This is a genomic window from Pantoea sp. JKS000250, from assembly GCF_003201065.1.
In the GTDB taxonomy this organism is placed as follows: Bacteria; Pseudomonadota; Gammaproteobacteria; order Enterobacterales; family Enterobacteriaceae; genus Pantoea; species Pantoea vagans.
In genome coordinates, this window is the sequence record NZ_QICZ01000001.1 from 828,682 (window position 1) to 855,433 (window position 26,752).

The following is a 26,752-nucleotide window of genomic DNA, read 5'->3' on the forward strand; positions in this document are numbered from 1 at the left end:
AGTTCAATGACTTCCCGCTCCGTGACCCTTGATGATGTCGCTCAACTGGCCGGCGTCTCATATCAAACCGTTTCACGTGTTTTAAATCGTTCTGAACAGGTGTCAGCCCGCACGCGGGAAAGGGTTGAGGCGGCGATGCAGCAGCTCAATTATGTGCCCAATCGGGTGGCGCAGCAGCTGGCGGGCAAGGCGACGCGCACGCTGGGTCTCGCGACCAGCGACCTGGCCCTGATGGCACCGGCGCAGATCGCCTCGGCGATTCAGCAGCGTGCTGCAAGGGCGGGTTATCATCTGGTGATTGCGATGGACAGCGGCCACGATGCGGCCGCCACCGTGAATGAACTGCTGGCTCAGCGGGTTGATGGGCTGCTGATTAACCTGCCGCTGGATGCCGATGAAGCGCAGCAGATCCAGCTGCTGTGCGGCGGCAAGCCGGTGCTGTTTCTGGATGTCGAACCGCAGGCGGCGGTGGCGCAGTGTCAGTATCCCAATGAGTCCGGCGCACGTGCCGCCGTTGAACATCTGGTGGCGCTGGGGCATCGTCAGATTGGCCTGTTAAGCGGGCCGCTGCGCTCGGTATCAGCCCGTCAGCGCGAAAACGCATGGCGTCAGGCGCTGGCCGATCATCAGCTAACGCCGCATTGCGCGCTGCGCGGTGACTGGAGCGCACAATCGGGTTATCAGGCGCTGCTGACGCAGTTGCCCGATGACCTGCCGCAGGCGCTGCTGGTTGCCAACGATCAGATGGCGCTGGGTGCGATGCGGGCGCTGCATCAGTATGGTGTCGCCATTCCTGGCGAGATCTCCGTGGTTGGTTATGACGATACCGCCGAGAGCGCGTGGTATCAGCCGCCGCTGACCACGGTGCGGCAGGATTTACACTATCTTGGCGCACAGAGTGTTGAGCGGATGCTGGCGCGGCTTCAGGATGAAGAGGCACCAGACAACGCGCTGGAAACCATGCTGGTGATCCGTGAGACCACCGCCCCGCCCGCGGATGAGCGGGTCGATGTAGTGGCGCTCTCCCGTCAGCTACAGGAGATTGCCCGCAGGCTGGCGGGTAAATAATTCTGCGCGGAGACAGGCAATAAAAAACCCGCATCACCGACGTGAATGCGGGTTCGCATGGAACGCAAAACGCATAAGCGCCCTGTTCTTATGCTTTCGGGTGTTCGCCCACGCCCATCGCTTTGATTTTTTTCGACAGCTCGCGACGCTCTTTCGACAGGTCGGCGTTTTTGATGATGTACTCATCCACGCGGTCTTCATAATCCACACGCATGCTGGCGATGATTTCCTGAATAGCCTCAACGCTCATGCCGGGTTTGATATATTCGCTCAGGTTGTCGAGCAGCAGAACGCGCTTCTGGTTATCGCGGATTTTCTTCTCGTTATCGACAATTTCACGCTGCAGTTTGTTTTTGCGGCGGAACATACGCACGAACTCCAGTACGTCCTGAAATGACTGCTTGGCATTTTCCATGATGGCACCTTTCTTTAAGCCTGCTGACGCAGGGAGAGAGTCAAAACGATCAGCTTAGCGGCTAGCCCGCCAGGTAAGCAATTTTCACAGCTAAATTCAGACTGGCTCTTATCTTAGCGCAAAGAAACCCGGTTTCACATTAAGTCATTGTCTGAGGTGATTATTTGCGCAACGCCATCCGCATCAGATCGGTCATGCGCTCCAGCTGTTTCGCCAGTTCCAGCGTCAGCCAGACATAGCCGTAGATTGGCGTCTCTTCCAGCCCGTCGCTGCCCGCTTCGGCGATCAGTCTGCGCAGTTCGCCACTGATTTCGGTCAGCTCATGGCTGTTGGCTATCACCTCTTCTGTTTCACCCTCAATCGCCATCACCGAGAGCGCCCGTAGCGTGTTCTCTGTCATCTGCTGCGTGCGGCGGAGTGCAGGCGCGTTAAGCATAATCAGGTGACTCTCACGCGAGGCCCACCAGGCATTAATCTGCATCTCAATGGTGTAAACCATATTACGGTTTATGGTCTGAATCGCTTCAAGCACCGACTTCGGGATGCGCGTCTCTTTGCTCGACGGCTCCAGCAGCGCCCGCATTTTGATCACGCTGGTCAGCAATTTGCCCAGCGGCTTGTTGAGACGCGGCTTTTCAACCAGGTTGGGCGAGAAACCGGCGTGATAGATTTTTGCCATGCCCGCCAGCGTGTCGGAGAGCTGAATGCGCCAGTGTGTGTAGGCGCGCTGCGCCCAGATCGCGGTAAACAGCAGCGCCATCAGCGATCCCAGAATCACATCTCCGCCGCGCCACAGCGCCACGGTGAAATCGCCGGTTGGCGCGCCCACCACCACGCTCAGCGTAATCCCAATCAGCAGCGCCATGTAGGGATGTTTGCCCAGCGTCAGGTAGCCGCTAATCACCATGATGATGCCGCACCAAGCCAGCATCACCGGCATGGAGATCAGCTCCAGCTTCAGAGCAATCAGACCGGAAATCGACCCTGCCACCGTGCCGCAGATGCGCTGCAGGGCGCGCGGAAAGACATTTCCCCAGGTGGAAATCGGCCCCATCACCACCACCAGCGTAATCAGCGGCCAGGTGCCTTCAGGGATACCGGTCGCCCGGACAAAGATAAAGCAGAGTAAAAAGGCGATGGCAATGCGCACGCCGTGGACGGATCGGTAATGGCGATAAAACCAGAACTCCAGTTTCGAGATGGGCTTGTCAGGACGCAAAGTGACTTTCCGGTTACGGGAACATGATGGGGCTATCTTAACCCTGAACGCGGCTCGGGCTTAGCGCGGGCCGGATATTTCAAAACAGTTTTGACGTTCGCTTACAATTATCAACATCCGACTCACATACCTGACCGGAAGTCATGAACAACTGAATACGGCTTTTTAACCTTTCTCAGGAATCAGTAACAGGCTCAGGATGTAAATGTGAAAACGGGCAGCCTGCAGGCTACCCGTTTTTGTACTGCCCGGCGGTTAATCAGAATTTCTGTTTAAGATAGTCCGTCAGGCGGGTAATCACACCTGCTGGCTCTACCGCACTCAGCGCCACCAGCGGATAGTGAGCAATCTGCTGATCTTTATCCATCACCTGAATTTCTCCAATCACTTCATTGGCTTTCAGCGGCGCTTCCAGATCTTTGCGATCGATGACGTACTTCGCCTTCACGTTCTGCACTTCACTGCGCGGAAGTGACAGATAGACATCTTCTGCCGTTCCCACTTCTACCTGATGCGGATTGCCGTACCAGACGTTTTCGCTGCCAATCTTCTTACCGGCATGGAACAGCTGAACGGTATCAAAGGTGTTCTGACCCCAGACCAGCAGCTTACGCGCCTGCTCTTCGCGGCCTTTCGGGCTTTTACCGCCCATCACGACGGCGATCAGCCGATGTTTACCCACTACATTTGACGCGATGATGTTAAAGCCAGCGGTTTCCGTGTGACCGGTTTTCAGCCCATCAACGTGCAGGTTGTTATCCCACAGCAGGCCATTACGGTTGTTCTGAGTAATGCCGTTCCAGCTCAGGGTTTTCTCACTGTACATGGCATAAAAGTCAGGCTCACCATCGATAATCGCGCGTGACAGCTTCGCCATATCCAGCGCGCTGGAGTACTGACCCGGCGCATCCAGACCATGAACGGTCTCAAAGTGGGTATTCTGCAGGCCGAGCTTCTCAACATAATGATTCATCATGCCAACGAAGTTCGCTTCGCTGCCGGCCACGTAATCCGCCAGTGCAACACAGGCGTCATTGCCGGAATCGATAATCACGCCGCGGCTTAGATCCCGGACGCTCAGCTTATCGCCTGGCTTCAGGAACATCAGTGAGGAGCCTTTAAACACCGGATTTCCCGCCGCCCAGGCATCTTTGCCGACCGTGACCATGTCGTCACGGCTGATTTTCTTCTGGTCGATAGCGCGGTCGACTACGTAGCCGGTCATCAGTTTGGTCAGGCTGGCAGGATTGCGGCGTTCATCGGGATTGCCCGCGGTCAGCACCTGCCCGGTGGTGGCATCCATCAAAACCCAGGAAGCCGCATCAATCGCCGGAGGCGTCACAGGAAAGGGAATCGCATCAGCCTGCGCCAGCGAGGCCCAAAAAACAGTAGCGGTAACGGTGAACAACAGACGCCTTTTCAACACTTCATCCTTAATTGCACGGGAGAGAAAATTTCTAAAACGAAACGGAAACAGCCGCACGTTTTACGGCAAAAGCGTCGTGAAGGTTTGAATAAATTGAAAAAAAGTATGAACTGGCAATGACCGGATGAACCGGGTAAGTGAATCCGTCCGTCGGCTGACCGCGCCAGAAAAGATGCGGTGCAGGTTTGAGGCCACGAAAAGGCTTGAAAGTGGCATACAGACGTAGTGAGAAAATGTGCAACGGCTCCCGGTTCTGGACATCCGCCAAAACGGGCGGCTGAGTCTGTTGCGGCGGTCGCCAATGGCTGGTTGTCAAAAAGAGGCATCAGGCAGGCTTTACCCTTAACTTCAGACGCGCAGGAATATGGTTTACCATACGTGACGAGCGCCAGCCGCAGCCATGAGCCGCTATAATGGCACTGTACGGCTGAACCCTGCGCCCGCGCATCAGATATAACGATCACATCTCATCCTGCTGCGCGCAGAAAGTTACAGAGCGAGCAGAGCCGATTTAGCACGCTCTGTTCATAAAGTCAGTGAACGCAATGAACGGATATGAAATTTGAATAACGACCGCGTACAGCCCACTTTTCTGTTCCACGATTACGAGACCTTCGGCACCAGCCCCTCTCGTGACCGGCCCGCCCAGTTTGCCGGCCTGCGCACCGACGGTGAGTTCAATCCTGTTGGCGAGCCAGAAGTGTTCTACTGCCGTCCGCCTGATGACTATCTGCCACAGCCCGAAGCGGTGATGATTACCGGCATTACCCCGCAGATAGCGATGAGCCGCGGCGTAATCGAAGCTGAGTTTGCCGAATGCATTCATAAGCTGTTCACCACCGAACAAACCTGCGTGGTCGGCTACAACAACGTGCGTTTCGATGATGAAGTAACGCGCAATATCTTCTATCGCAACTTTTACGACCCTTACGGCTGGGCCTGGCAAAACGGCAACTCACGCTGGGACCTGCTTGACGTGATGCGTGCCTGCTATGCGCTGCGGCCTGACGGGATCAACTGGCCAGAAAATGAAGAAGGCTTTCCGAGCTTCCGGCTGGAGCATCTGACCAAAGCCAACGGCGTGGCCCATGAAAATGCGCACGATGCGATGTCCGATGTTTACGCTACGCTGGCGATGGCAAAGCTGGTAAAAGAGAAGCAACCGAAACTGTTTGAGTTTTTGTTTACCCATCGCAACAAAAACAAGCTGATGAACCTGATCGACATCCCGCAGATGAAGCCACTGGTTCATGTCTCCGGCATGTTCGGCGCGGCGCGCGGCAACACCAGCTGGATCGTACCGCTGGCCTGGCATCCCGATAACCGCAATGCGCTGATCGTGGTCGATCTGGCGGGCGATATGTCGCCGCTGCTGCAACTGGATGCCGATACCCTGCGTGAGCGTCTTTACACGCCGAAAAACGACCTGGGCGATCTGCCTGCGGTGCCGGTTAAACTGGTACATATCAACAAGTGTCCGGTACTGGCACCTGCCAGTACGCTGCGTCCGGAAGATGCGGCCCGGCTGGGCATCGATCGTCAGCACTGCCTGGCGAATCTGGCGCTGCTGCGTCAGCAGCCTGACGTGCGGGAAAAACTAGTCACGCTGTTTGCCGAAGCCGAGCCGTTTACGCCGTCAGACGACGTGGACACACAGCTCTACGATGGATTCTTCAGTGATGCCGACCGTGCCGGAATGAATATTATCCGCCAGACCGCGCCCGCCAATCTGCCTGCGCTGGACCTGAGCTTTGAGAGTGCGCGGGTGGCGAAACTGCTGTTCCGCTACCGGGCGCGTAACTTCCCCGGCACGCTGGATGATGCCGAGCAGCAGCGCTGGTTGCAGCATCGCCGTGAAGTATTGAATAGTGATCGGGTGCAGGCATTTATGCAGGAGCTGGAGGGACTGGCTAATCTGCATGAAGCGGATGCAGAAAAGGTTGGGCAGCTCAAAGCGCTCTATCTTTATGCGCAGGAACTGGTCTCCTGAACCAATATGAAAGCCTGACCCTGCCGGGTCAGGCTTTCCTGTTTTGCTGAATCAGAGCACCGTCCACGCCAGCCAGGTCAGCACAAAACCGCTTAACCCCATTATCGTCGTCAGCACCGTCCAGGTGCGTAAACCGTCGGCCACGGAAAGCCCGAGATAACGGGTGACCACCCAGAATCCTGCATCATTAACGTGAGACAGACCCAGGCCGCCGAAACAGGCCGCCAGCGTCACCAGTACCCGTTGCATATCCGTTACACCGGTCACCGCCTGCGTCAGCAGACCGCTGGTGGTCAGGATGGCTACCGTGGCGGACCCCTGTGACGCGCGCAGCGCCAGCGACAGGATAAAGGCAGCCGGCACCAGCGGCAGATGCAGCGTTTCCAGCGTGACCGCCAGCGCTTTACCTACGCCCGACTCCACCAGCACTTTGCCGAATGCCCCACCCGCACCGGCCACCAGAATTACGCTGGCAGAGGTGGGAATGGCTCGCCCGGTGAGATCTTCCAGCTTATCTTTACTCCAGCCACGCCGCACGCCCAGCAGCCAGGCCGCCAGCCCCAAGGCAATCAGCAGGGCAATCGGCGGTGTGCCAATTACGGTCATAACGTTACGCAGCAGGCTGCCTTCCGCCAGCAGGGTGTGGGACAGCGTTCCCAGCACGATCAATACAATCGGGACCACAATCAGACCGCTGATAGTCAGCGCGCCAGGCGGGGCCGGTTCATGCTTCTTTTCCTGCCCCTCTGGCTTCGCCATCTGCAACTGCTCCAGCACCTCGACCGACAGATGGTAATGGCGACGGTTCATCACTTTCGCCACGTAGTAGCCAATGATCCCGACCGGCACGGAAATCGCGATACCCAGCATCATCAGCCAGCCCATATCGGTGTGCAGGATTCCGGCCGCCGCCGCCGCACCCGGATGGGTTGGCAGCGCCACGTGCACCGTCAGCATCACGCCCGCCATCGGCAGGCCAAACTTCAGGGGTGAGACCCGCGCCACCTTAGTGAAGCCATAAATCAACGGGATGACGATGATAAAGCCCACTTCGAAAAAGACCGGAATGCCCAGAATAAAGGCTGCCATGGTCAATGCCGCAACGGTTCGCTTCAGCCCCAGCGTTTTACTGAAGCGTTGCGCCAGCGATTCAGCCCCACCCGAGGCTTCAATAATCGCTCCAAGCATGGCACCCAGCACGATGATGATAGTGATGTGACCGAGCAGCCCACCCATCCCGGTGATAATCGTCTCCATGATTTTTTCAGCCGGAATGCCGGTCGCAATCGCCACCAGCAGGCTGACAATCAGCAGGGCGACAAACGGATGAACTTTGGCTTTGATGACCAGCAGCAGCAGGATCACGATGCTGGCGGTCGCTATGGCTAACAGCAGTGCGGTGGACATAGTAAACCTCAGAAATTGTTATATTTTTTGGGTTTCAGGCGTACAGAAATAGCAGGTGCAGAGTCAGAAAAAGGGCAAGCCGCTCCCGACCGGTGCTGAAACACCGGTTTTTCAGCCCGTTAAATCAGGTTTTTTGCGCCCAGGGAGCAAACCAGCCAAGGCCCTCGGTCGTGCTGCCTCGCGGGATATATTCGCAGCCGACCCAGCCGGAATAGCCAACCTCATCCAGCAGCGAGAAGAGGTACGGATAATTAACTTCCCCCTCATCCGGCTCATGACGATCCGGTGCCGACGCAATCTGCACGTGACGATATCGTCCCGCATAGTGTCGAATCAGATGGCTGAGGTTGCCGTCCACCCGCTGTGCGTGAAACAGGTCGAGCTGAGTGAACACGTTCGGCCGATCGATCTGTTCTACCATCTCCAGCGTCTGATACTGGCTGGCGTAGAGATAGTTGGGTTTGGTTACCGGGTTAAGCGCTTCGATCAGCAGATTGATGCCGTGCGGCGCAAAGCGCTCTGCCGCATAGCGCATGTTGCTGATAAAGGTCTCAACATAGCGCTGACGATCAGCACCGGGCGGCACTGTCGCCGCCATAATGTGAACCTGCGGGCAGTTCAGCGCCAGCGCATAGCTCAGGGCGCGGTCGATATCCGCCTTTGCTTCCGCTTCCCGTCCGGGGATGGCGGAGACGCCCCACTCACCCGCTGCGACATTGCCCGGCGCGGTATTGAACAGCACCAGTTGCAGCTGGTTCTCATCGAGCCACTGTTTTATCTGCGCGGCGGGATAGTCATAAGGAAACAGAAATTCGACCGCTGTAAAACCGGCTTTCGCCGCTGCAGCGAAGCGTTCGGCAAAGGGATATTCATTAAACTGCGTCGAAAGGTTAGCAGCAAACTTCGGCATTATCGGCTCCTTAATTCCGCCACTTCGGCATCGCTGAGATAACGGATCGGGCGGTCACCCAGGGTAAAGATCAGACGGGCGGTCTCTTCCAGCTCTTCCGTGTTATCCGCCGCTTCCTGTAAGGATTTCCCCACCACCACCGGGCCGTGATTCGCCAGTAAAAAGGCGCGGTAACGCGGCGCCAGCGCCGCCAGATCATCGGCCAGACGCCCATCGCCCGGCTTGTAGTAAGGCACGACCGGCACATCACCGACGCGCATGACCACATAGGGGGTAAACGGACGGATGCAGTTGTCCGTATCCAGCCCCTGTAAACAGGAGAGCGCCGTCAGGTAGTGGCTATGCAGATGCACCACTGCGCGGCAGTCGGGGTTATTCAGGTAGAGCGCGCGGTGAAACGCAATCTCTTTTGAGGGTTTATCACCGGAGAGCCATTCCCCCTCAGGCGTCACTTTCGACAGCCGGTCAGCCTGTAATTCCCCGAGGCAGGAGCCTGTAGGAGTCGCCAGCAGATTGCCATCCTCCAGCAACATGGAGAGGTTGCCCGCTGAGCCGGTGGCATAGCCACGCTGAAAGAACGAGGCGCCGAGACGGACCATTTCGTCACGCGCCTGCTGTTCCGCTAACAGGGAAGATTCAGACATAGGTAAACTCCGTTTGCGCGCGGCGGAAGAAATCTTCGTCGCCAAAATTGCCCGATTTCAGTGCCAGCGAGAGAGGCTGATGGATGTCGCGCACCCAGGGCACGCCGGGCGAAATGGTCGGGCCGATGTGAAAGGCGGTTACACCCAGGCTCTGCGCGACTACGCCGGAGGTTTCCCCTCCCGCCACAATAAAGCGCTGCCAGCCGCGCCCTTTCAGCTCGCGGGTGACAGCGGCGAACAGCTGCTCAACGGCTTCGCTGCTGCGCTGCGCGCCATAGCGCTGCTGAATCACCTGCAGTTGCTGCGCGTCAGCGGTGGCAAACAGCAGCGGGGCCAGCGTCTGATGGCTGTTAGCTTCCACCCAGTCGCACAGCTTCCGGGCATACCCTTCTGCATCTTCCAGACAATGCTCAATCTCTACTTCGCAGGCCGGTGCCAGCTGGCGGTACGCGGCAACCTGACGATTGGTCATCTGCGAACAGGATCCGGACAGCACCACGGCGCGATCGCCGCGCGGACGGCCTGCCTGCTCTGCCTCTGCATCCGTCTCAGCCGTCGCCCACTGCCGCGCCAGACCGATGGCCAGCCCGGAACCGCCGGTCACCAGCCGCCTGTCACTGAGTGCTTCACCCAGCGTCAACAGATGCGCCTGATGCAGGGTGTCAGTGACGACGTAATTAATGCCCTGCTCCGCCAGCTGGTCCAGCGCCTGACGCACTGACGCTGCGCCCTGATCGACCTGTGCCGCCGCGATCAGCCCGGCTTTGCCGGTTGCCTGCGACATCATCAGACGCATCAGGTTGCTGTCCTGCATCGGGGTGACCGGATGGTGCCGCATACCGGAATCGGACAACAATTGATCGCCGACAAACAGATAGCCCTGATAGACGGTGCGACCGTTCACCGGCAGCGCCGGACAGATGACCGTCTGCGTCTCACCCAGTGCATTCAGCAGCGCATCGGTCACCGGACCGATATTGCCCTGCGCAGTGCTGTCGAAGGTAGAGCAATATTTGAAGTAGAAGCGTTCACAGCCCTGCGTCTGCAGCCACGCCAGCGCGGCCAGCGACTGCGCAACCGCCTGATCTGCCGGACAGGAACGGCTCTTCAGGCTGACCACAATCGCCTGCGCCTCTGTCCTCTCTTCGCTGGCGGGGATGCCGTTGAACTGAATGGTGGTCAGGCCGTTCTGCACCAGAAAACTGGCGATATCCGTTGCGCCGGTAAAATCGTCCGCTATTACGCCAAGACGCATCAGCTGTTCTCCCCTGCCTGTGGCAGCGTGATGCCGCTGAAGATTTTGATTACCGCACTGTCATCTTCCCGGCCATAACCGGCGTTGCTGGCTTCGGTAAACATGTTGAGGGCGGTTGAAGCCAGCGGCAGCGGGAAGTGCAGCGATTTTGCGGTATCGGCCACAAGGTTGAGATCTTTCACGAAGATATCGACGGCCGATTTAGGACTGTAGTCGCCGTCTACCACATGCTTCATACGGTCCCCGAACATCCACGAGTTGCCCGCGGCATTGGTGACCACTTCATACATGGTTTCCAGCGGAATACCGGCTCGCGCCGCCAGCGCCATGGCTTCTGCGCCGACCGCGATGTGAACGCCCGCCAGCAGCTGATGAATAATTTTGACGGTTGACCCGAGGCCAATTTCATTGCCCACGCGATAGACTTTGGCAGCCACCGCATCCAGCACCGGCTGCAGCTGTGCAAAGGCCGTATCACTGCCGGATGCCATCACCGTCATTTCACCGCTGGCCGCTTTGGCCGCGCCGCCCGACACCGGGGCATCCAGCATCAGCAACTGATGTTCAGCCAGCCGCTGTTCAATCTGCTGCGCATCCTGCGCTGAGAGTGTGGATGAGACCATTACCACCGTGCCCGGACGCAGTTTTGCGGCCAGACCATCTTCACCGAACAGAATGGCGTTAACCTGCTTTGCATTGACCACCAGCAGCAAAACGGCATCGAGCTGTTCTGCAAAGGCTGAGGCGGATGACTGCGCATCACGTGCGCCGGCCTGACGTAAGCTCTCCAGGGCCGCAGGATTCAAATCGACCCCCCAGGTGTTGAGACCGGCGCGCAGACAGGATTTCGCCGCACCCATACCCATGGAACCTAACCCGATAACGCAGATGTTTTCAGCTGGCACGTTACGCCTCCACTGTTAAATTAAGTGATTATTTGTTTGTTACTGTTAATCCTGCCAGCTTCCTGTCGATAAAAATGTGTCACTCCTCACAAAAAAACATCACCAGTGTGAACGGGAACAATTTTTAACACGGCCTGTTTTACCGGCTTCACCTTGCGTTAGCCCGGTGAGTGCAGCTGCCCGCCCTGTATCAGCTGTTATTTTTTGTTCTGGTTGACCGGCAGATACTTTATAATGTGAAAAAATGGTAATTATCAGGGAGCAGATATGATTCCGGTTGAACGTCATCAACAGATCCTGGCACTGGTGGCCGATCGGGGCGTGGTGAGCATTGCAGAGTTAACTGAGCGGCTGGGCGTATCGCACATGACCATACGCCGGGATGTGCAGAAACTGGAAGAACAAGGCGCCGTGCTGTCGGTTTCCGGCGGCGTGCGTTCCGCCGATCGACTGGCGGCCGAACCGTCCCATCTGACGAAAAGCACCCTCTATAACGATGAAAAGCGCGCCATTGGCCGCACCGCTGCCCGTCACATCCCCCGTAATAGCTGCATCTATCTGGATGCCGGGACCACGACCTTAGCGCTGGCACAGGAAGTGGTGGATCGTGATGATTTACTGGTGGTGACCAATGATTTCATGGTGGCGAATCTGCTGATGGAGGCGAGTCAGTGCCGGGTGATCCACACGGGTGGCACCGTATGCCGGGAGAACCGCTCCTGCGTCGGCGAGTCGGCAGCACGCAGCCTGCGCAATCTGGCCATTGATATCGCCTTTATCTCCGCCTCCTGCTGGGGGCCACGCGGCTTGTTTACACCGGATGAAGATAAAGTGATGGTGAAGCAGGCAGTGTGCGACGTGAGCAGCAAACGGGTTTTACTGAGTGACAGTTCGAAGTACAACAGAATAGCAACGTTCCTGGCGTTACCGCTGGAGAGGTTTGATCAGGTGGTGACAGACAACAAACTGAGTGATGCGGGGCGGGAACTATTGAGTGCGGGCAGCTGGGAACTGGTGCTGGCCGGTTAAGCTGTTGCCGCCTTCCTGATAAAGCCGGAAGGCGGCAACGTTAGCGATATTAAACTTCTTCGCTGAACTGCGGCACCGGATTACGGAAGCTGCGGGTCACGAATGCCAGGTAGATAATCCCGATGGCGGCCCAGATCAGGCCCAGCTCCATAGAACTCGCTTCCAGATTCACCCACAGCGCACCGACCGTCATCGCGCCGAGCAGCGGCAGCAGCAGATACTGAACGTGATCTTTCAGCGTACGGTTTCGCTTCTCACGGATCCAGAACTGTGCAATCACCGACAGGTTCACGAAGGTAAACGCTACCAGCGCACCGAAGTTAATCAGCGCGGTCGCGGTGACCAGGTCAAAGTTAATCGCCATCAGCGCAATCGCACCCACCAGCAGTACGTTGAGCGACGGGGTACGCCATTTTGGATGGATGTAACCGAAGAAACGCTCCGGGAACACACCATCACGGCCCATCACATACATCAGACGCGATACGCCTGCGTGCGCCGCCATACCGGATGCCAGTACCGTGACCACCGAGAAGATCAGGATACCGACCTGCAGCGCTTTACCGGCTACGAACAGCATGATTTCTGGCTGTGAGGAGTCCGGGTCCTGGAAACGGGTGATGTCCGGGAAGTAGAGCTGCAGGAAGTAAGATGCCGCAATAAAGATCACACCGCCAATCAGCGCCGTCAGGAAAATCGCGCGCGGGATGGTGCGTTCTGCATCTTTGGTCTCTTCCGACAGCGAACTGATGCCATCGAAGCCGAGGAACGAGAAGCAGAGTATGGTTGCACCGGTAATCATCGGCACCACATGCGCATTCTCAGACCAGAACGGACGGCTGCTCACCAGCGTGCCGGAACCGACGCCGCTTGCCACACCGTAGATCACCATGCCGGTAATCCCGACCATGACAATGACCTGCAGCACCACAATCACACTGTTGAAGTTGGCGACGGTTTTGATGCCCTTGAGGTTAGAGAGCGTCATAAAGCCGACCAGCAACACCACGAAGATCCACGACGGGATGCCCGGCACCAGCGATTCGAAATAGTTTTTAGCCAGCAGGATGTTGATCATCGGCATGAACAGGTAGTCCAGCAGTGATGACCAGCCGACCATAAAGCCGACGTGCGGACTGATCGCCTTCTGAGCGTAGGTATAAGCGGAGCCCGCAGAGGGGAAGCGGCGTACCAGCTTACCGTAACTCACGGCAGTGAACAGAATCGCAATCAGCGCGAAAGCATAAGCGGTGGCGACGTGACCATCGGTCAGCCCGGAAACGATGCCAAAGGTATCGAACAGGGTCATAGGCTGCATGTAGGCTAAGCCCATCATGACGACCGGAAGTAACGTAAGCGTCTTTTTGAGTTGCGCACGCTGCGGTGCGGCGGAGGTATTAAGCGACATGCTTCAGTCCCCCATGTGCGACAGCCTGGCTGGGCTGGGTCACAGGGCAACTGCGCATTAAGCGACAGGGAGTAAGGTTAGCGGTTGACGCGGCGCCGTAGTCATCACGAAAACGCGTACCAGCGTTGGCTGGCAGAGTGAAAAACATCCCCATCTTTGTAATCCTCAATCTCACGCTTACGCGTGTTTTCAGTGTTTATCTATCCGGGTGCGTGCCCGGCCTCGGTTAAGTCAGCAAAAACGCTCTGTTAAAACTGGATGCAAAAAAATAACCGGCGCGTTAAGCGTCGGTTATCATCTGATTTTGCAGGCCGCGTATTCTGCCCTAACCCGTGGCAGTAATACAAGCCGTTGGGGCACCTTATGCAAAAAAAAGCGCGACAAAGTAAAGCTGAGAAGCTCATCAGGCGTTTTTCAGCATCCAGTCTATTTCCGTAGACGTAATCAGTCGTTCAAACTGCATCAGTTCATAGTTTTTGCAGCTGTGCCAGACGCTGGCAAAGCGTTCGCCCAGTAACTTCTGCAGCGGATAGCTGCTGTCAAACTCATACAGCGCATCGCTCTGCCGGATCGGCAGGGCCAGCCCTTCGGCATGGTGTCCGTTGCCGGTGACCGGATTCGGCAATGGCAGCTGCGTATCCAGCCCATGCAGCATCCCGGCCAGGATAGCCGAGACAACCAGATAGGGATTGGCATCAGCGCCCGCCACCCGATACTCAATACGATGATTGTCGATATCTCCGCACGGCACGCGCAGCGCGACGGTCCGGTTGTTATGCCCCCACGAAGCCTGCAACGGCACATAGGCTTCAGGGACAAAGCGGCGATAGGCATTCACGTTGGGTGCCAGCAGCGCCATTGACGCGGGCATCAGGTCGATCATGCCCGCCAGCGCACGCTTCATCAGCGGTGAATCACTGCCGTCATCGCAGGCAAAGGCGTTGTGATCGGCGGCATCCAGCATGCTGATATGCACATGCATCCCGCTGCCCGCATACTCCTCGTAAGGCTTCGCCATAAAGGTGGCGGTCATGCCGTGATTTTCCGCGACCTGACGAATCAGGCGCTTCAGCTGCACCGCATGGTCGCAGGCACGCAGCACGTCGCGGGTATGATGCAGGTTGATCTCAAACTGTCCGGGCGAGGCTTCCGCCAGCGCACCATCAGCCGGTATGCCCTGCCGACGGGCCAGATCGTCAATATCGCGCAGGACATCAGCGAAATGATCGAGATTATCGACCGAGTAGACCTGGCTCTGCATATTGCGTTCATCGCTGCCAGGCGAACAGGGCGGCTGGATAAAGCCTTCAGCATCGCGCTTTTTGTCTACCAGATAGAACTCCAGCTCTACCGCTACCACCGGAAACAGACCTCGGTTGCGCAACTGTTGCCACAGCCGGTTAAGGACATTTCGGGGTTCAACGTCAAAGGGAGTGCCATCTTGGTTGCACATGGTTAACAGCAGCTGCGCGATGTGTTTAGGGTCAGAGGCGGAGGGAACTAACGTACCGCTAACGGGCAGGCAGAGATTATCGGGTTCACCAAGAGACTGGCCGAGTCCCGCTTCTTCCACCGTGTTGCCGAGAATATCCATGGCAAACACCGATGCGGGGAAATAACATCCTTTTTCCAGCTTAGGCAGCGCAGAGACCGGAATGCGCTTGCCGCGGAACACACCATTTAAATCATTTAACAGGATGTCGACATACTGCGTTTCAGGATGGCGCTCCAGCCAGGCTTTCACCTCAAGCTGGAACGCGCTGGTTCGTTTCTCTTCACTGTGAAGCGTGAAGTCTTCCACTTCTACCAGGTTAGTCATGATCTCACCCGCCCCTATTAGGTTTGCGTAATGCTCAAAATAACAGCCACACCACTAACATAGCGCCAACACAAAAAGTGTGCAAATGTAACAAATCTGTTTGAAGAACAAACAGCAGATTGCTAGATTGAAAAAATATTGCACACTTAACCGCCAGACGTGCCCTTTCGGTAGATATTTCGACCAGTGATGCGAGGACGTGAGATGGGCATTATTTTTGACAAGCCGTTGATTGGCGTAGTGATGTGCCAGAAAGATCTGGGCGGCCATGCGACTCAGACGGTGCATGACAAATATATTGATGCGATTGTCCTGGCGGGCGGCGTGCCCCTCGCCCTGCCCCATAGTCTTATTAATGCGCCTCATTTATCAGAAAACGCTATGGCTGTGCTGGATGGTCTGCTGTTCACCGGCAGTCCCAGCAACATCGAACCCTGGCATTATGGTGAAGCCGGTGAAGAGCCGCACGCCGATCCGGGCCGCGACCGTCTCGCCTTTCAGCTCATCACCTGGGCCACCAGCCACAAAATGCCGATGTTTGGTATCTGCCGTGGGCTGCAGGAGCTGGTGGTGGCCAATGGTGGCGCGCTGTGGCGGGATCTCAGTGAGCAGTCAGAATTTCAGCGTCATCATGAAGATGAGACGCTGCCACTGGATCAGCAGTATGCAACAGCGCATCCGATCGCTATCGAACCGGATGGCCTGCTGGCAACGCTGCTGGACAGCAGCAAACCGCTTGCGGTCAATTCTCTGCATCATCAGGGCGTACGCGAACCGGGGCCGCAGTTGCGCGTTGAGGCACGCGCGCCGGATGGCCTGATTGAGGCGGTGAGTCTGCGTCAGCATCCCTTCGCCCTCGCGGTGCAGTGGCATCCCGAATGGCAGCCGGAAAGTACGGCGGGATCGCAGGCATTGTTCAGCGGCTTTATTCAGGCCGCCATTCGCTATCACAGGGGAAAAGCAGATGAGTGATGTCACGCTGGCACCGGGACGACGGCTGGCGCAGATCCGGCAGACGATGGGATTGTCGCAACGTCGCGTTGCCGAACTGGCCGGACTGACCCACAGCGCCATCAGCACTATTGAGCAGGATAAGGTCAGCCCGGCGGTCAGCACCCTGCAGAAGCTGCTGAAAGTCTATGGGCTTTCACTGTCGGAATTCTTTTCAGAACCCAAACCCCACGCAGAGCCAAAGGTGATTGTCCGCGCCAGCGATCTGCTGGAAATTGGCAGCCAGGGTGTGTCGCTGAAGCTCATCGACAATGGCCGTGCGCAGCGCACGCTGGGCATGCTGCTTGAAACCTATCAACCCGGCGCCAGCACCGGCGAGAAGCTGCGTCATCCAGGCGAAGAGACCGGCACGCTGCTGGAAGGCGAAATTACGCTGGTGATTAACGGTCAGCAGTTTCATCTCTCCGCCGGAGAGAGCTATGTGATTGATACCGGCTTACCGCACAGCTTCACCAACAGGGCTGAAATCCCCTGCCGCATTGTGAGTGCCCACACGCCAGCCAACTTTTAGGCGCTTCCCGGAGGTTCTTATGAATTATGTGGTGAGTTATTACGCAGCGACCGCCAATCCGCATGCGCCCTGGCCGACCCTGCGGGAGAGCATTCAGTGCGATGTCTGCATCATTGGCGGCGGTTTCACCGGTCTTTCAGCGGCGCTGCATCTGACCGAGGTCGGCTACGACGTGGTCGTGCTGGAAGCGGCGCGCGTCGGCTTTGGTGCCAGCGGCCGGAACGGCGGTCAGGTGGTGAACTCCTACAGCCGCGACGTGGATGTGATTGAACAACGCTACGGCAAAGAGAGCGCCCGCATGCTGGGCAGCATGATGTTTGAAGGTGCTGAGATTATCCGCGATCGCATTAAGCGGTATGCGATTGAGTGCGACTATCGGCCTGGCGGCATTTTTGCAGCGCTGAATCCGAGACAGATGGCGCATCTGCAAAAGCAAAAAAAGCTATGGCAGCAGTATGGCAATCACGATCTGGAATTGCTGGACGAACGCGCTATTCGCCGCGAAGTTGCCACCGAACGTTATGTCGGCGGGCTGCTGGATCGACGTGGCGGCCATCTGCATCCGCTGAACCTGGCGCTGGGAGAAGCAGAAGCAATTCGTCGACATGGTGGACGCATTTATGAGCAGTCCGCAGCGACAGATGTGGTTTATGGCACACCTAACCGGGTGAAAACCGCTCATGGCGAGGTCAGTGCGACGTTTGTGATCTTCGCCGGTAATGCCTATCTGTCACCGCAACTGGAGCCGCGCCTGAGCAGGAAAAGCATGCCGTGCGGATCGCAGATTGTGGCGACCGAGCCGCTGACACCCGATCAGGCACTGTCGCTGATGCCGAACAATTATTGTGTGGAAGATTGTAACTATCTGCTGGATTACTTCCGTCTGACCGCCGATAACCGGCTGCTCTATGGCGGCGGTGTGGTCTACGGCGCGCGGGAACCGGCTGACATTGAAGCGCTAATCCGGCCCAAACTGCGCCGCACTTTCCCGCAGTTGCAGAACGTGAAGCTGGACTTCAGCTGGAGCGGCAATTTCCTGCTGACGCTGTCGCGTATGCCGCAGTTTGGCCGGATGGAGAAGAATGTCTATTTTATGCAGGGCGACAGCGGCCATGGCGTCACCAGTACCCATCTTTCCGGCAAGCTGATTAGCGAAGTATTACGCGGCGATGCCGAGCGGTTTGATGCTTTCGCCCGCCTGCCTCACCTGCCGTTCCCGGGTGGCCGACGTTTTAAGGTGCCGCTGACGGCCATGGGCGCGGTGTGGTATGCGTTGCGGGATCGGCTGGGGGTGTAAGATTAAGGGCCAGGCATTGCGTCAGGTGAGCCGTATAACGGTCTTTCTGCGGGGCACATTCTGCCCTGCAGAATAAACCAAATTGGCATGTTGTAACTATACAGATAGCAAAACAGAGGCGTTTCAGCGGGGGCGCCCTGCCCCCACATCAACGTCAGCCGCGTGTTACTCCAGCGGCATTTTCACCGGATCGTCATAGCGATACTCAAAACCAAGCTCGCTACAGATACGGGATCCATCTATCAGCTTGCCGCTGTCTTTGACGGCCTCTGGCGCAAACTGCGGCGGCTGCAGACCAAGCTGGCGCGTAACTGCGGGATAGAAGGTGTCACGCGTCGGATGTTTCGGCGCACTGAGGTTGTACACCCGGCCCCCTTTTGGCGACTGCAGCAGCAGCGTAATCGCCTCAACCACGTCATCCAGATGCACCAGATTTACGCCCTGCGAGCCATTTGCCACATCCTGCTTACCGGCGAGGAAGCGTCCCGGATGGCGTTTTGGCCCGACCAGACCGGACAGACGCACAATATCCACGCTGGTTCCCGGCAAATCATGCAGCCAGCTCTCCAGCTTAACCAGCGTTTTACCGGCTACCGTTTCGGCGGTCAGCGGGCTGTTTTCCCGTTTAATGCCAGAGCTGCCGCCATAGACTGACGTTGAGCTGGTAAAGATGATGCGCGGCACTTTATACACCAGCGCGGTATCGACCACATTCTGCACCGCCTGCAGATAAGCTTCGCCGCCTTCCGCAGTACGGCTGGCAGGTAACGTGACAATTAATGCATCGACGTTAAAGAGCGGCTCGATATCGGCAGCATCACACAGCAGTTCCGGTGTCAGCTCCAGCTGAAACGCCTCAATGCCGCAGCGGCGTGCGGCTTCAACTCCGTCTGGCGTGGTTTTGCTGCCGGTAACCTGCCAGCCTCGTGCCGTTAACGCCGTGGCCAGCGGCATACCCAGCCAGCCCAGTCCCACAATCGCGACCTTCTTCATTTTGACTCCTGACGTGAAACATCAACCCTGACTTCACCGTAGTTTGCCCCCGGATTGCAAACCAGAACAACCTGTTTCAGCGCTTTCCGAACCGCCTGTTTAAAAAAGTGTTGCCAAGTGCTGCCATCTTCGCTAGGTTAAACCCCACAAATGAATACTCATTCATCGACGAGATTAATATGACACGCGTTCAGTTCAACCATCATCACCACCATCATCCTGACTAGTCTTTCAGGCGATTGGTGCTGGAAGACTTTCAAGATCTTCCAGTGGTGTGAACGCAAGAGAACCCCCGGAAGATCGTCTTCCGGGGGTTTTTTTATGGGCTGACGCAACCACACTTTCAGGACAGGATTAAGAGGACAGGAACCATGTTAGATAACACCCGTTTACGCATAGCTATGCAGAAGTCTGGCCGTTTAAGTGATGATTCACGCGAACTGCTGGCGCGCTGCGGCGTTAAAATCAACCTTCAGCAACAGCGCCTGATTGCGTTTGCGGAGAACATGCCGATCGACATCCTGCGTGTGCGCGATGACGATATCCCTGGCCTGGTGATGGACGGTGTGGTCGATCTCGGCATCATCGGTGAAAACGTGCTGGAAGAGGAGTTACTCTCACGCCGCGCTCAGGGCGAAGACCCGCGCTACTTTACGCTGCGTCGCCTGGATTTCGGCGGTTGCCGTCTCTCACTGGCGATGGCGACCGACGCCGAGTACACCGGCCCGGAATGCCTTGATAAATCCCGCATCGCCACCTCTTATCCGCACCTGCTCAAACAGTATCTCGACAAAAAAGGCGTCAGCTTTAAAACCTGCCTACTGAACGGTTCCGTCGAAGTCGCGACCCGCGCCGGTCTGGCAGACGCCATCTGCGATCTGGTCTCTACCGGTGCCACCCTGGAAGCCAACGGCCTGCGTGAAGTGGAAGTCATCTATCGTTCAAAAGCCGTCCTGATCCAGCGCGACGGCGAGATGCCCGCCGCCAAGCAGGAGCTGATCGACAAGATGATGACCCGTATTCAGGGCGTGATTAAAGCGCGTGAATCGAAGTACATCATGCTGCATGCGCCGAGTGAGCGGCTGGAAGAGGTCATCAGCCTGCTGCCTGGCGCGGAGCGCCCGACCGTTCTGCCACTGGCAGGCGATGTCAGCCGTGTGGCGATGCACATGGTCAGCAGCGAAACCCTGTTTTGGGAAACCATGGAAAAACTGAAAGCGTTGGGTGCCAGTTCAATTCTGGTGCTGCCTATTGAGAAGATGATGGAGTAAGCCATGGCCTTTTCTACCCCGATTGAGTGGCAGCAGTGCACCCCCGAACAACAGCAGGCGCTGCTGCTGCGTCCTGCCATCGCTGCCTCTGAAAACGTCACGCTGACGGTACGCAATGTGCTGGAGCAGGTGAAACTGAAGGGAGATGAAGCGCTGCGCGAGTTCAGCGCTCGCTTCGACAAGGCGCAGGTGGAAAACCTGCGCGTGACACCGCAGCAAATCGCAGACGCCAGCGCCCGTCTGAGTGACGAGCTGAAGCAGGCGATGGCCGTCGCAGTGGGTAATATCGAAACCTTCCACAACGCGCAGATTCTGCCGCCGGTAGATGTGGAAACCCAGCCTGGCGTGCGCTGCCAGCAGATCACCCGCCCGGTGAAATCGGTCGGGCTCTACATTCCTGGCGGTTCCGCCCCGCTCTTCTCTACCGTACTGATGCTGGCGACGCCTGCCCGCATCGCCGGTTGTGGTCGCGTGGTGCTCTGTTCGCCTCCGCCGATTGCCGATGAGATCCTTTATGCTGCGCAGCTGTGCGGCGTAGAAGAGGTGTTCCAGGTCGGTGGCGCGCAGGCCATTGCCGCACTGGCCTTCGGCACCGAAACCGTGCCGCGTGTGGACAAGATTTTTGGCCCGGGCAACGCCTGGGTGACCGAAGCGAAACGTCAGGTGAGTCAGCGACTCGATGGCGCGGCGATTGATATGCCTGCCGGACCTTCTGAAGTGCTGGTGATTGCCGATGAAGGTGCCACGCCCGCGTTTGTCGCCTCCGATCTGCTTTCACAGGCCGAGCACGGTCCCGACTCGCAGGTGATTCTGCTGACGCCTTCACTGACGCTGGCAGAGGCGGTTGCGGACGCGGTTGAACAGCAACTGGCGCAGCTGCCGCGTGCGGCCACGGCGCGTCAGGCGCTGGAGAGCAGCCGCCTGATCGTGGCGCGCGATCTGGCGCAGTGTGTCGCCATCTCTAACCTCTACGGCCCGGAGCACCTGATTCTGCAGACCCGTCAGCCACGCGATCTGGTGGAGTCGATCACCAGCGCCGGTTCAGTCTTCTTAGGCGACTGGTCACCGGAGTCTGCGGGCGATTACGCGTCGGGCACCAATCACGTGTTACCGACCTACGGTTATACCTCGACCTGTTCCAGCCTGGGCCTGGCCGATTTCCAGAAACGTATGACGGTGCAGGAGCTAACGCCGCAGGGCTTCCTGAATCTGGCCGCCACGATTGAAACCCTGGCCGCCGCCGAGCAGCTGGATGCCCACAAAAATGCCGTCACCCTGCGCGTTGCCGCACTGAAGGAGCAAGCATGAGTCAGAATATTGAGCAGCTGGCGCGCGCCAATGTGCGCGCTCTGACGCCTTATATGTCGGCGCGTCGTCTGGGTGGCAACGGGGATGTCTGGCTCAATGCCAACGAGTTTCCGCTGCCGGTGCCGTTTGAGCTGTCGCAGCAGACGCTGAACCGCTATCCGGAGTGTCAGCCTAAAGTGGTGATTGAGCGCTACGCGGCTTACGCGGGTTTAACGCCGGAGCAGGTGCTGGTCAGCCGTGGCGCGGATGAAGCCATCGAACTGATCATGCGCGCCTTTTGTGAGCCGGGGCAGGATGCCATTCTGTTCTGCCCGCCGACCTATGGTATGTACAGCGTCAGCGCCGAAACTATCGGCATTGAATACCGTACCGCGTCGGCGCTGACCGACTGGCAGCTGAACCTGCCTGCTATCGCGGAACAGCTGGATGGCGTCAAAGTCGTTTATCTTTGCAGCCCGAACAACCCGACCGGTAACCTGATCGATCAGGATGACATTCGCCAGCTGCTGGCGATGACCGCCGGTAAAGCGCTGGTCGTGGCGGATGAGGCCTACATTGAGTTTTGCCCGCAGGCGACGCTGACCGGCTGGCTGAAGGATTATCCGCATCTGGTGATCCTGCGTACCCTTTCAAAAGCTTTTGCGCTCGCGGGCCTGCGTTGTGGCTTTGCGCTGGCGAACCCGCAAGTGATCGACCTGCTGATGAAGGTGATTGCGCCCTACCCGCTGGCGACACCGGTTGCCGACGTCGCCGGACAGGCGCTCAGCGAGCAGGGAATTGCATTGATGCGCGAACATGTGGCCCAGCTGAATGACAATCGCGGCTGGCTGCTGGCTGAACTGGCGCAGCTGGCCTGCGTTGAGCAGGTTTTCCCCAGCGAAACCAACTATGTGCTGGCGCGCTTTACCGATTCCCCTAAAGTCTTCAAAACCTTATGGGATCAGGGCATTATCCTGCGTGATCAGAACAAAAATCCGGGCCTGTCGGGATGCCTGCGCATCTCCATCGGCACGCGTGAAGAGTGCGAACGAGTGATCGCCGCGCTGCAAGCCTTTTCTCTGGAGCAAGCATGAGTCAGAAGACCCTTTTTATTGACCGCGACGGGACGTTAATCTCTGAGCCGCCTGAGGATTATCAGGTCGACCGTATGGATAAGCTGGCGTTTGAGCCAGACGTTATCCCGGCGCTGCTGGCGCTGCAGGCCGCCGGTTATCGCCTGGTGATGATCACCAACCAGGATGGGCTTGGCACCGCCAGTTTCCCGCAGGCGGATTTCGATGGTCCACACAATCTGATGATGCAGGTCCTGACCTCACAGGGCATTGCGTTTGACGATGTGCTGATTTGCCCGCACATGCCGGACGATCACTGCGACTGCCGCAAGCCGAAAACCAGAATGGTAGAAGCCTGGCTGGCCGAAGGCGCGCTGGATCCCGCCAACAGTTATGTGATTGGCGATCGTCTGACCGACGTGCAGCTGGCGGAGAACATGGGCATTCAGCCTATCCGCTACGGCGCTGACGGCGAGAACTGGCAGACCATCCAGCAGCGTCTCACTCAGCGTGACCGCCATGCGCTGGTGCAGCGTAACACCAAAGAGACGCAGGTTCGGGTCGAACTGTGGCTGGACCGCGAAGGCGGCAGCAAGATTAATACCGGCGTGGGTTTCTTCGACCATATGCTGGACCAGATTGCGGTGCACGGCGGCTTCCGCATGAACATTGAAGTGAAAGGCGATCTCTATATTGACGATCACCACACGGTGGAAGATACCGGTCTGGCGCTGGGCGAAGCATTGCTGAAAGCGCTGGGCGACAAACGCGGTATTGGACGCTTTGGCTTTGTGCTGCCAATGGATGAATGCCTGGCGCGCTGCGCGCTGGATATCTCCGGCCGTCCGCACATCGAGTTCAAAGCCGAATTCAACTATCAGCGCGTGGGCGACCTGAGCACCGAGATGGTCGAGCACTTCTTCAGCTCACTCTCTTACGCCATGATGAGCACCCTGCATCTGAAAACCAAAGGCAAGAATGACCATCATCGTGTCGAAAGCTTGTTCAAAGCCTTTGGCCGTACGCTGCGCCAGGCGATCCGCGTTGAGGGTAATACCCTGCCGAGCTCGAAGGGAGTGCTGTGATGAACGTGGTGATCATGGATACCGGTTGCGCCAACCTTTCCTCGGTGAAATGGGCGATTGAACGTCTGGGCTATACCCCGGAGGTGAGCCGCGATTCCGATGTGGTGCTGCGCGCCGACAAACTGTTTCTGCCAGGTGTCGGTACTGCGCAGGCGGCAATGAATCAGCTGGAAGAGCGTGACCTGATCGATCTGGTGAAAGCCTGTACTCAGCCGGTACTGGGGATCTGTCTGGGTATGCAGCTGCTGGGACGCGGCAGCGATGAAAACGGCGGCGTGCCAACGCTGGGCATTATTGATGAGCCAGTGTCATTGATGGACACCCATGGCCTGCCGCTGCCACACATGGGCTGGAACCAGATTACCGCGCAGGCGGGCAATCATCTGTTCCGTGGCATTGATGAAGGATCGTATTTCTACTTCGTCCACAGCTATGCCATGCCGGTCAACGCCAGCACCATCGCTCAGTGTCACTACGGTGAAGCCTTCACCGCCGCGGTGCAGAAAGATAACTTCTTCGGCGTCCAGTTCCATCCGGAACGCTCGGGCAAAGCGGGCGCGCAGCTGCTGAAAAACTTCCTGGAGATGTAATGATTATCCCCGCGTTAGATTTAATTGACGGCAAAGTGGTTCGCCTGCATCAGGGCGATTATGGCCAGCAGCGCGATTACGGCAGCGATCCGCTGCCACGTCTGCAGGATTACGTCAGCCAGGGCGCGACCGTCCTGCATCTGGTGGATTTAACCGGTGCGAAAGATCCGGCGAAACGCCAGATTGCGCTGCTGAAAACCCTGCTCGACGGCGTTGAGGTCACGGTGCAGGTCGGTGGCGGCATTCGCAGCCGTAACGATGTGTACGCACTGCTTGAAGCGGGTGCGAGTCGTGTGGTGGTCGGTTCCACTGCTGTGAAAGAGCCTGAAGAGGTCAAACGGTGGCTCGCGGAGTTTGGCGCAGAGGCGATTGTGCTCGCGTTAGATGTGCGCATTGATGCCAGTAACCGCAAAGAAGTGGCAATCAGTGGCTGGCAGGAAGCGGCGGGCGTCACGCTTGAAGAGGTGATTACCGATTTTCAGCAGGTGGGCCTGAAACACGTGCTCTGTACCGACATTTCCCGTGACGGCACCCTGAGCGGTTCTAACGTCGCGCTCTATCAGGAAGTGACGGCGCGCTTCCCGACGATTGCTTTCCAGTCATCGGGTGGCATCGGCGACCTCAATGATATCGCCGCACTGCGTGGCAGCGGTGTTCAGGGCGTGATTGTCGGACGTGCGCTGCTGGAAGATAAATTCACAGTTTCGGAGGCGATCTCATGCTGGCAAAACGGATAATTCCCTGCCTGGACGTACGTGACGGCCAGGTGGTCAAAGGCGTACAGTTTCGTAATCACGAGATCATCGGCGACATCGTGCCGCTGGCGCAGCGCTACGCCGCCGAAGGTGCCGACGAACTGGTGTTCTATGATATCACCGCCTCATCCGATGGCCGGGTCGTTGACAAAAGCTGGGTGTCACGCGTTGCGGAAGTGATCGATATCCCGTTCTGCGTCGCGGGCGGCATTAAAACCCCGGAGGACGCGGCGCGTATTCTGGAGTTTGGTGCGGACAAGATTTCAATTAACTCGCCAGCGCTGGCCGATCCTACGCTCATTACCCGCCTCGCGGACCGGTTTGGCGTGCAGTGTATTGTCGTCGGCATCGATACCTGGTTTGACGAAGCCAGCGGCAAATATCAGGTGAATCAGTATACCGGTGACGAAGCGCGTACCCGCGTAACACAGTGGGAAACGCTGGAGTGGGTGCAGGAAGTACAGAAGCTGGGCGCAGGCGAGATCGTGCTGAACATGATGAATCAGGATGGCGTGCGTAACGGCTATGACCTGGTGCAGCTGAAGAAAATGCGTGAAGTCTGCAACGTGCCCCTGATCGCCTCGGGCGGCGCAGGCACCATGCAGCACTTCCTCGATGCCTTTACCGAAGCTAACGTGGATGGGGCTTTAGCCGCCTCGGTATTCCATAAGCAGATTATTAATATTGGTGAGCTGAAGAGCTTTCTGATCGACAACGGAGTGGAGATTCGCGCGTGCTAACTCAACAACAACAGGCTCTTCTCGACTGGGACAAAACAGAGGGCATGATGCCGGTCATCGTTCAGCACAACGTCTCAGGCGAAGTGCTGATGCATGGCTACATGAACCCGGAAGCGCTGGAAAAAACGCTGGCAGAGGGCAATGTCACCTTTTTCTCGCGCACTAAAAACCGTCTGTGGACCAAAGGCGAAACGTCCGGCAACTTTCTGCAGGTAGTGAGCATTACGCCTGATTGCGACAATGACACGCTGCTGGTGCTGGCGAATCCGATTGGCCCGACCTGCCATCTGGGCACCACCAGCTGCTTCTCGCCGGCCGTGCCTGAGTGGACCTTCCTTTATCAGCTGGAAGAGCTGCTGGCGTCGCGTAAAACGGCCGACCCTGATAGCTCTTATACGGCACGACTCTACGCCAGCGGCACCAAGCGCATCGCACAGAAAGTGGGCGAAGAAGGCGTGGAGACTGCGCTTGCGGCTACCGTCAACGATCGGGATGAGCTGACCAATGAAGCGTCAGACCTGGTCTATCACCTGATGGTGCTGTTGCAGGATCAGAATCTCGACTTCAGCGCCGTGATTAATAACCTGCGCGCCCGCCATAAGTAATTGTGCAATAACCTGCTCAGAATTTCGTTTTTATGCAGA

General features: G+C 57.5%; 26 protein-coding genes and 1 other annotated feature. Of the genes, 15 read left to right on the forward strand and 11 right to left on the reverse strand.

The features are described 5' to 3' along the window. The first annotated feature begins 6 nt into the window (after window positions 1–6). The gene (locus BY447_RS04150) at window positions 7–1,068 is read left to right on the forward strand and encodes a LacI family DNA-binding transcriptional regulator (RefSeq protein ID WP_110330598.1); all 1,062 of its coding nucleotides are present in this window, start codon (window positions 7–9) and stop codon (window positions 1,066–1,068) included. A gap of 88 nt (window positions 1,069–1,156) precedes the next feature. Here BY447_RS04150 and tmaR read toward each other — a convergent pair whose 3' ends face one another. From tmaR to dacD, 3 genes are all read right to left on the reverse strand, one after another. Next, complete coding sequence (tmaR, locus tag BY447_RS04155) at window positions 1,157–1,483, reverse strand: PTS system regulator TmaR (protein WP_004571340.1); 327 nt, start codon at window positions 1,481–1,483, stop codon at window positions 1,157–1,159. A gap of 160 nt (window positions 1,484–1,643) precedes the next feature. After that, window positions 1,644–2,702: an FUSC family protein gene (locus BY447_RS04160; protein ID WP_033733196.1), complete on the reverse strand. Its 1,059-nt coding sequence runs from the start codon at window positions 2,700–2,702 to the stop codon at window positions 1,644–1,646. Window positions 2,703–2,961: 259 nt separating this feature from the next. Beyond that, window positions 2,962–4,125, reverse strand: a complete 1,164-nt coding sequence (gene dacD, locus BY447_RS04165) for a serine-type D-Ala-D-Ala carboxypeptidase DacD (protein ID WP_179291158.1) — start codon at window positions 4,123–4,125, stop codon at window positions 2,962–2,964. 565 nt (window positions 4,126–4,690) lie between these two features. Between dacD and sbcB the strand changes: the two genes are divergently transcribed. Continuing rightward, the gene (gene sbcB / locus BY447_RS04170) at window positions 4,691–6,118 is read left to right on the forward strand and encodes an exodeoxyribonuclease I (protein WP_110330599.1); all 1,428 of its coding nucleotides are present in this window, start codon (window positions 4,691–4,693) and stop codon (window positions 6,116–6,118) included. A 51-nt stretch (window positions 6,119–6,169) separates the two neighbouring features. On the opposite strand, the gene BY447_RS04175 is transcribed toward sbcB, so the two are convergent. From BY447_RS04175 to ltnD, 5 genes are all read right to left on the reverse strand, one after another. Then, a complete protein-coding gene (locus tag BY447_RS04175) occupies window positions 6,170–7,525 on the reverse strand; it encodes a GntP family transporter (protein WP_033733199.1) in 1,356 nt (451 codons plus the stop codon). Between the two features lie 124 nt (window positions 7,526–7,649). After that, window positions 7,650–8,435, reverse strand: a complete 786-nt coding sequence (locus BY447_RS04180) for an HPr family phosphocarrier protein (protein WP_110330600.1) — start codon at window positions 8,433–8,435, stop codon at window positions 7,650–7,652. Next, window positions 8,435–9,079 carry an aldolase gene (locus tag BY447_RS04185; protein WP_110330601.1) on the reverse strand — a complete coding sequence of 215 codons (645 nt, stop codon included), beginning with the start codon at window positions 9,077–9,079 and terminating at the stop codon, window positions 8,435–8,437. Before BY447_RS04185 ends, BY447_RS04180 begins: the two co-directional genes overlap by 1 nt. After that, a complete protein-coding gene (gene otnK / locus BY447_RS04190; RefSeq protein WP_110330602.1) occupies window positions 9,072–10,334 on the reverse strand; it encodes a 3-oxo-tetronate kinase in 1,263 nt (420 codons plus the stop codon). The genes BY447_RS04185 and otnK overlap by 8 nt, the downstream gene beginning before the upstream one ends. Then, entirely contained in the window at window positions 10,334–11,239 is a 906-nt protein-coding gene (gene ltnD / locus BY447_RS04195; protein ID WP_110330603.1) for an L-threonate dehydrogenase, read from the reverse strand. The genes otnK and ltnD overlap by 1 nt, the downstream gene beginning before the upstream one ends. Window positions 11,240–11,506: 267 nt before the next feature. On the opposite strand from ltnD, the gene ygbI reads away from it, so the two are divergent. Next, on the forward strand, window positions 11,507–12,268 hold the full coding sequence (gene ygbI / locus BY447_RS04200) for a DNA-binding transcriptional repressor YgbI (protein WP_098052881.1): 762 nt from the start codon (window positions 11,507–11,509) through the stop codon (window positions 12,266–12,268). A gap of 49 nt (window positions 12,269–12,317) precedes the next feature. Here the strand turns inward: ygbI and BY447_RS04205 are convergent, their stop codons facing one another. Both BY447_RS04205 and BY447_RS04210 read right to left on the reverse strand, forming a co-directional pair. Continuing rightward, on the reverse strand, window positions 12,318–13,676 hold the full coding sequence (locus tag BY447_RS04205) for an APC family permease (RefSeq protein ID WP_110330604.1): 1,359 nt from the start codon (window positions 13,674–13,676) through the stop codon (window positions 12,318–12,320). Window positions 13,677–14,079: 403 nt separating this feature from the next. Then, complete coding sequence (locus BY447_RS04210; protein ID WP_110330605.1) at window positions 14,080–15,495, reverse strand: glutamine synthetase family protein; 1,416 nt, start codon at window positions 15,493–15,495, stop codon at window positions 14,080–14,082. Window positions 15,496–15,699: 204 nt separating this feature from the next. On the opposite strand from BY447_RS04210, the gene puuD reads away from it, so the two are divergent. From puuD to BY447_RS04225, 3 genes are read left to right on the forward strand one after another with little or no spacing between them, the layout of a single operon-like run. Continuing rightward, window positions 15,700–16,467, forward strand: coding sequence for a gamma-glutamyl-gamma-aminobutyrate hydrolase (puuD, locus tag BY447_RS04215; protein WP_110330606.1), 768 nt, complete (start codon window positions 15,700–15,702; stop codon window positions 16,465–16,467). After that, window positions 16,460–17,017, forward strand: coding sequence for an HTH-type transcriptional regulator PuuR (puuR, locus tag BY447_RS04220; protein WP_013358432.1), 558 nt, complete (start codon window positions 16,460–16,462; stop codon window positions 17,015–17,017). The genes puuD and puuR overlap by 8 nt, the downstream gene beginning before the upstream one ends. Window positions 17,018–17,036: 19 nt before the next feature. Continuing rightward, entirely contained in the window at window positions 17,037–18,314 is a 1,278-nt protein-coding gene (locus tag BY447_RS04225; protein ID WP_110330607.1) for an NAD(P)/FAD-dependent oxidoreductase, read from the forward strand. Between the two features lie 165 nt (window positions 18,315–18,479). Here BY447_RS04225 and BY447_RS04230 read toward each other — a convergent pair whose 3' ends face one another. Next, window positions 18,480–19,307 (reverse strand): SDR family oxidoreductase, encoded by an 828-nt coding sequence (locus tag BY447_RS04230; protein ID WP_033783626.1) that lies wholly within the window; start codon window positions 19,305–19,307, stop codon window positions 18,480–18,482. A 179-nt stretch (window positions 19,308–19,486) separates the two neighbouring features. Between BY447_RS04230 and hisL the strand changes: the two genes are divergently transcribed. The 9 genes from hisL to hisIE all read left to right on the forward strand — a co-directional run bounded on the left by hisL (window position 19,487) and on the right by hisIE (window position 26,713). Further along, window positions 19,487–19,534 carry a his operon leader peptide gene (hisL, locus tag BY447_RS04235; protein WP_100396937.1) on the forward strand — a complete coding sequence of 16 codons (48 nt, stop codon included), beginning with the start codon at window positions 19,487–19,489 and terminating at the stop codon, window positions 19,532–19,534. Further along, window positions 19,510–19,630, forward strand: a sequence feature (His leader region). Its footprint overlaps the gene before it by 25 nt. Window positions 19,631–19,678: 48 nt before the next feature. Next, complete coding sequence (hisG, locus tag BY447_RS04240) at window positions 19,679–20,578, forward strand: ATP phosphoribosyltransferase (RefSeq protein ID WP_004571317.1); 900 nt, start codon at window positions 19,679–19,681, stop codon at window positions 20,576–20,578. Window positions 20,579–20,581: 3 nt separating this feature from the next. After that, on the forward strand, window positions 20,582–21,886 hold the full coding sequence (gene hisD / locus BY447_RS04245; RefSeq protein ID WP_110330608.1) for a histidinol dehydrogenase: 1,305 nt from the start codon (window positions 20,582–20,584) through the stop codon (window positions 21,884–21,886). Continuing rightward, entirely contained in the window at window positions 21,883–22,959 is a 1,077-nt protein-coding gene (hisC, locus tag BY447_RS04250) for a histidinol-phosphate transaminase (protein WP_110330609.1), read from the forward strand. The genes hisD and hisC overlap by 4 nt, the downstream gene beginning before the upstream one ends. Further along, window positions 22,956–24,023, forward strand: a complete 1,068-nt coding sequence (hisB, locus tag BY447_RS04255) for a bifunctional histidinol-phosphatase/imidazoleglycerol-phosphate dehydratase HisB (protein WP_110330610.1) — start codon at window positions 22,956–22,958, stop codon at window positions 24,021–24,023. Before hisC ends, hisB begins: the two co-directional genes overlap by 4 nt. Next, the gene (hisH, locus tag BY447_RS04260) at window positions 24,023–24,613 is read left to right on the forward strand and encodes an imidazole glycerol phosphate synthase subunit HisH (protein WP_033733213.1); all 591 of its coding nucleotides are present in this window, start codon (window positions 24,023–24,025) and stop codon (window positions 24,611–24,613) included. The genes hisB and hisH overlap by 1 nt, the downstream gene beginning before the upstream one ends. Beyond that, window positions 24,613–25,350 carry a 1-(5-phosphoribosyl)-5-[(5-phosphoribosylamino)methylideneamino]imidazole-4-carboxamide isomerase gene (hisA, locus tag BY447_RS04265; RefSeq protein ID WP_110330611.1) on the forward strand — a complete coding sequence of 246 codons (738 nt, stop codon included), beginning with the start codon at window positions 24,613–24,615 and terminating at the stop codon, window positions 25,348–25,350. The genes hisH and hisA overlap by 1 nt, the downstream gene beginning before the upstream one ends. Continuing rightward, complete coding sequence (gene hisF, locus BY447_RS04270; RefSeq protein ID WP_010670962.1) at window positions 25,332–26,108, forward strand: imidazole glycerol phosphate synthase subunit HisF; 777 nt, start codon at window positions 25,332–25,334, stop codon at window positions 26,106–26,108. Before hisA ends, hisF begins: the two co-directional genes overlap by 19 nt. Continuing rightward, window positions 26,102–26,713: a bifunctional phosphoribosyl-AMP cyclohydrolase/phosphoribosyl-ATP diphosphatase HisIE gene (gene hisIE / locus BY447_RS04275; protein ID WP_013358441.1), complete on the forward strand. Its 612-nt coding sequence runs from the start codon at window positions 26,102–26,104 to the stop codon at window positions 26,711–26,713. Before hisF ends, hisIE begins: the two co-directional genes overlap by 7 nt. The last annotated feature ends 39 nt before the right edge of the window (window positions 26,714–26,752 follow it).

Excerpts from the sequence above, each read along its gene's own strand:
- hisH (WP_033733213.1), top strand. The coding sequence starts at position 24,023 with ATGAACGTGGTGATCATGGATACCGGTTGCGCCAACCTTTCCTCGGTG.
- hisC (WP_110330609.1), top strand. The coding sequence starts at position 21,883 with ATGAGTCAGAATATTGAGCAGCTGGCGCGCGCCAATGTGCGCGCTCTG.
- hisD (WP_110330608.1), top strand. The coding sequence starts at position 20,582 with ATGGCCTTTTCTACCCCGATTGAGTGGCAGCAGTGCACCCCCGAACAA.
- BY447_RS04150 (WP_110330598.1), top strand. The coding sequence starts at position 7 with ATGACTTCCCGCTCCGTGACCCTTGATGATGTCGCTCAACTGGCCGGC.
- BY447_RS04175 (WP_033733199.1), bottom strand. The coding sequence starts at position 7,525 with ATGTCCACCGCACTGCTGTTAGCCATAGCGACCGCCAGCATCGTGATC.
- hisF (WP_010670962.1), top strand. The coding sequence starts at position 25,332 with ATGCTGGCAAAACGGATAATTCCCTGCCTGGACGTACGTGACGGCCAG.
- BY447_RS04230 (WP_033783626.1), bottom strand. The coding sequence starts at position 19,307 with ATGAAGAAGGTCGCGATTGTGGGACTGGGCTGGCTGGGTATGCCGCTG.
- tmaR (WP_004571340.1), bottom strand. The coding sequence starts at position 1,483 with ATGGAAAATGCCAAGCAGTCATTTCAGGACGTACTGGAGTTCGTGCGT.
- BY447_RS04210 (WP_110330605.1), bottom strand. The coding sequence starts at position 15,495 with ATGACTAACCTGGTAGAAGTGGAAGACTTCACGCTTCACAGTGAAGAG.
- puuD (WP_110330606.1), top strand. The coding sequence starts at position 15,700 with ATGGGCATTATTTTTGACAAGCCGTTGATTGGCGTAGTGATGTGCCAG.
- hisG (WP_004571317.1), top strand. The coding sequence starts at position 19,679 with ATGTTAGATAACACCCGTTTACGCATAGCTATGCAGAAGTCTGGCCGT.
- BY447_RS04205 (WP_110330604.1), bottom strand. The coding sequence starts at position 13,676 with ATGTCGCTTAATACCTCCGCCGCACCGCAGCGTGCGCAACTCAAAAAG.
- ygbI (WP_098052881.1), top strand. The coding sequence starts at position 11,507 with ATGATTCCGGTTGAACGTCATCAACAGATCCTGGCACTGGTGGCCGAT.
- hisA (WP_110330611.1), top strand. The coding sequence starts at position 24,613 with ATGATTATCCCCGCGTTAGATTTAATTGACGGCAAAGTGGTTCGCCTG.
- BY447_RS04225 (WP_110330607.1), top strand. The coding sequence starts at position 17,037 with ATGAATTATGTGGTGAGTTATTACGCAGCGACCGCCAATCCGCATGCG.
- puuR (WP_013358432.1), top strand. The coding sequence starts at position 16,460 with ATGAGTGATGTCACGCTGGCACCGGGACGACGGCTGGCGCAGATCCGG.
- hisB (WP_110330610.1), top strand. The coding sequence starts at position 22,956 with ATGAGTCAGAAGACCCTTTTTATTGACCGCGACGGGACGTTAATCTCT.
- BY447_RS04185 (WP_110330601.1), bottom strand. The coding sequence starts at position 9,079 with ATGTCTGAATCTTCCCTGTTAGCGGAACAGCAGGCGCGTGACGAAATG.
- BY447_RS04180 (WP_110330600.1), bottom strand. The coding sequence starts at position 8,435 with ATGCCGAAGTTTGCTGCTAACCTTTCGACGCAGTTTAATGAATATCCC.
- otnK (WP_110330602.1), bottom strand. The coding sequence starts at position 10,334 with ATGCGTCTTGGCGTAATAGCGGACGATTTTACCGGCGCAACGGATATC.